We start from the raw sequence: 2,768 nt of genomic DNA, 5'->3' as shown, positions 1-2,768 counted from the left end.
TAATTGTATATGAAGTAGAAAAGCCTAACTAATGTTAGGCTTTTCTACTTCATATAAGAGATTCTATTTTAAATAAAATTTTGTTCCAATTAATGTGTAATCATCAATTGGACCTTTATTCTCTATCCTTCTTTTTAGAGCATTAGTAAATTTAATAGTGTCGCTCATTGTGACTTTACTGAAATTTTTTCTTTGATCCCAAAAATGATATGCACCATCAGACATTATAAATACTGACATTTCTTCTCCATATTCATCTTTTAAAGAGTCATAGGGGATAAATGTATAGTCATTATCTAAATCAATGAAAGATGAAATCGCATTTGTTAAAGTACTTTGACTTATCTTTTTTTCGTTTAACTCCTTTTTACTATATATTTTTTTATCAAGTAACTTTTGATATTGAGTATGATCATTCGTAAGTTGAATTAATTTAGTATCTTGCTTGATATAAACTCTACAATCGCCAATATGCCAAATGCTCAAACCACTATCATCTAAAAAACAAAATGAGAGAGTTGTAGAGGCCTTAATGTATTCAGAATTTTGACTTTGAATAAAATTTTGAAAATTGATTTTGAGTTCTTCTTTTAAAGAATGTTCTAAGTATTCGTGACTAATTTGTTGAAGGTTTTCAATATAGTTACAAACGAAATAGGATGCTTCTTTTGCACCATGATATGAGCCTAAACCATCAGCAACCCCAAATAAAAAGCCATTACTTTTTTTAAGAGGCACAATTAGTGAATCTTCATTCTGTTTACTTCTTTCAGGCGAAAATTTATCTCTTGCTTCTGAAAAAGATGAAACGCAACTTAATGTAATTTTCATTTTATCACTCTTAGAATATCGTTTCTGATTTCAGCAATCGATTGATATCGGAACCTAACCGTTTGGGAAGTACACTTATTTGCGATGCTAGCTAGCTCTGTTATGTGTAATTGTGACATGACCACGCCTAGTGCAAAAATGTCAGAAAGATGCGAATAATGCGCAGCTTCTTCAACTTCAGGAGCCATGTATCGTGTTGTTCCAAGACATAGACCAATTGCACTCATAACATCGTTAGGATGTGCATTAGGAGCTAAATTTTTAATTAGTCCAAAATCTGAAATTTTATATACTCCATTAAAAAGTAATATATTTTCTGGTTTTATATCTCTATGAACTAGTCCTTTATTATGAAGATATTCCAAACCATCCAGAACATCTAGAATAACTTTAATCTTTTCCTCATTAGAAAGAAGGTCTTTTTTAATTAGCTTATTCAAGTCAGAATCAGCAAGATCCATTACAAAAAATGGAGCATCGCCTTGATGGACTACACAAATAGAAACTATATTTTTGTGAGTACAATTTGTCTGATATCTCATTTCCTGACGGAATCTTTCTAATAGTTCACCTTCAGAAAATAGAGAAGCTTCAGCAATATTTTTTTGTGGAGCAAATCGTTTTAGTGCATATCTAAAATCACATGTAGGTAATGCCACTTCGTATACTTCACCAAATCCTCCAGCTCCAATTTTGTCAACAACTTGGAACTCATAACTTGAGTGTCTGTAAACTTCCAAAATTTATGCTCCTACAAACTTAAAATTTTATAAAAATAATTAGGTATAAATTACTTACTATATTTTCTGCATTTTCTCATAAATTAATAAAAATTATGATTAATATTTGGAATGAAATTTTTTTGTTATAGACAATTAATTTTAAGAAATTCTAAAATTAACATAATACACCTTATACGAAATGCTAATTTTTACTTCTTATAATTCAACAATATAATCCATTTCGAAAAACCCCTGACTGTGAACAGGGGTTTTTTACTTGATTTTTCATGTTCTACGCCTAAATATTAGGCAATGTTTCACAGTTTTACTTAAATAATCTGAATAATTAAATCTATATAATTTCAGCGATTATCTTGAATAAGATTATCCAATTTATCTTCTAATTTTTTAATCTTATATTTGAGCGATAAAATAGAATTTTTTAAACGTTCATGTTCAGGAGCATCAGGATTTTTTAATTGATTAAAAACCTCCAATAATTCTCTGCGTTGAGTGCAGAACCTTTCAATGTCACTTTCAAGAGCCATTCTTGGTGTCCACAGAGCTAGTAAACTTTGCTCATAGTCTTTGAGTTCTTCACAACTCATTGCGGCTAATTCAACTTTAGTTCTCATGGTTTAAAATCCGTTTTGCTATGCAGAGCTTTAAAAATTCGTTTTGCGGTTTCCTCCCTTACACTTTTCGGATCTCGTAAGATGCCACCGATCCAAAGGGCAAAAGCAGGATAATCAGGAAAGTTACTTAGGTCTGATAGTTCAGAGAGTTGAGATAAAATAGTGCTGTACTTGTTAATTTGAGCATCGGATAGATTGAAAAACATGTCTATGGTGTTTTGATCTCGCTGACGCTCTACTAATTTGGGCTTTGGTTTTTCTTTTACTATAAATTTAAAGCCAATTACTGAACGCCCTTTTTTAATTGGATTATAGTCAACTGTTATATCGGTAAATTTATTAATTTCATCTAATGAACTATTCAAAACTCTTCGTTTTAAGTTCCTCAAATCTCTATAAGATTCAGGTAAACCAAATTCTGTAAACATTTCATCTAGCGTTAATTCAAAGCCATTTTTTACCTGATTTTTTTTCGCCAAATGGTAAAAGTCTATTGAGTAGTCTTTTTTTAATTTTAGAACTACATCCTTTTTATAACGAGTGTATGGATTATATTTATCTAAAATCTTTAACATCACCA

At 30.3% G+C, this 2,768-nt stretch carries 3 protein-coding genes and 1 pseudogene; all 4 read right to left on the bottom strand.

The features are described from left to right. Nucleotides 1-63 precede the first annotated feature (63 nt). Entirely contained in the window at nt 64-831 is a 768-nt protein-coding gene (locus FTV32_RS16415; RefSeq protein WP_179991631.1) for a PP2C family serine/threonine-protein phosphatase, read from the bottom strand. Continuing rightward, entirely contained in the window at nt 828-1,571 is a 744-nt protein-coding gene (locus tag FTV32_RS16410; RefSeq protein WP_179991632.1) for a serine/threonine-protein kinase, read from the bottom strand. Before FTV32_RS16410 ends, FTV32_RS16415 begins: the two co-directional genes overlap by 4 nt. 344 nt (nt 1,572-1,915) lie before the next feature. Beyond that, nucleotides 1,916-2,188, bottom strand: coding sequence for a hypothetical protein (locus tag FTV32_RS16405; protein ID WP_179991633.1), 273 nt, complete (start codon nt 2,186-2,188; stop codon nt 1,916-1,918). Beyond that, nucleotides 2,185-2,768, bottom strand: a pseudogene (locus FTV32_RS16400) (replication initiation protein); the annotation flags it as partial. The gene FTV32_RS16405 and the pseudogene FTV32_RS16400, both read right to left, overlap by 4 nt.

Origin of the sequence: Acinetobacter sp. YH16032 (assembly GCF_013417345.1) — a bacterium.
Lineage (GTDB): Bacteria > Pseudomonadota > Gammaproteobacteria > Pseudomonadales > Moraxellaceae > Acinetobacter.
The sequence above is the reverse complement of the archived record's forward strand: the minus strand, read 5'-3'. Positions and strand labels throughout refer to the sequence as shown.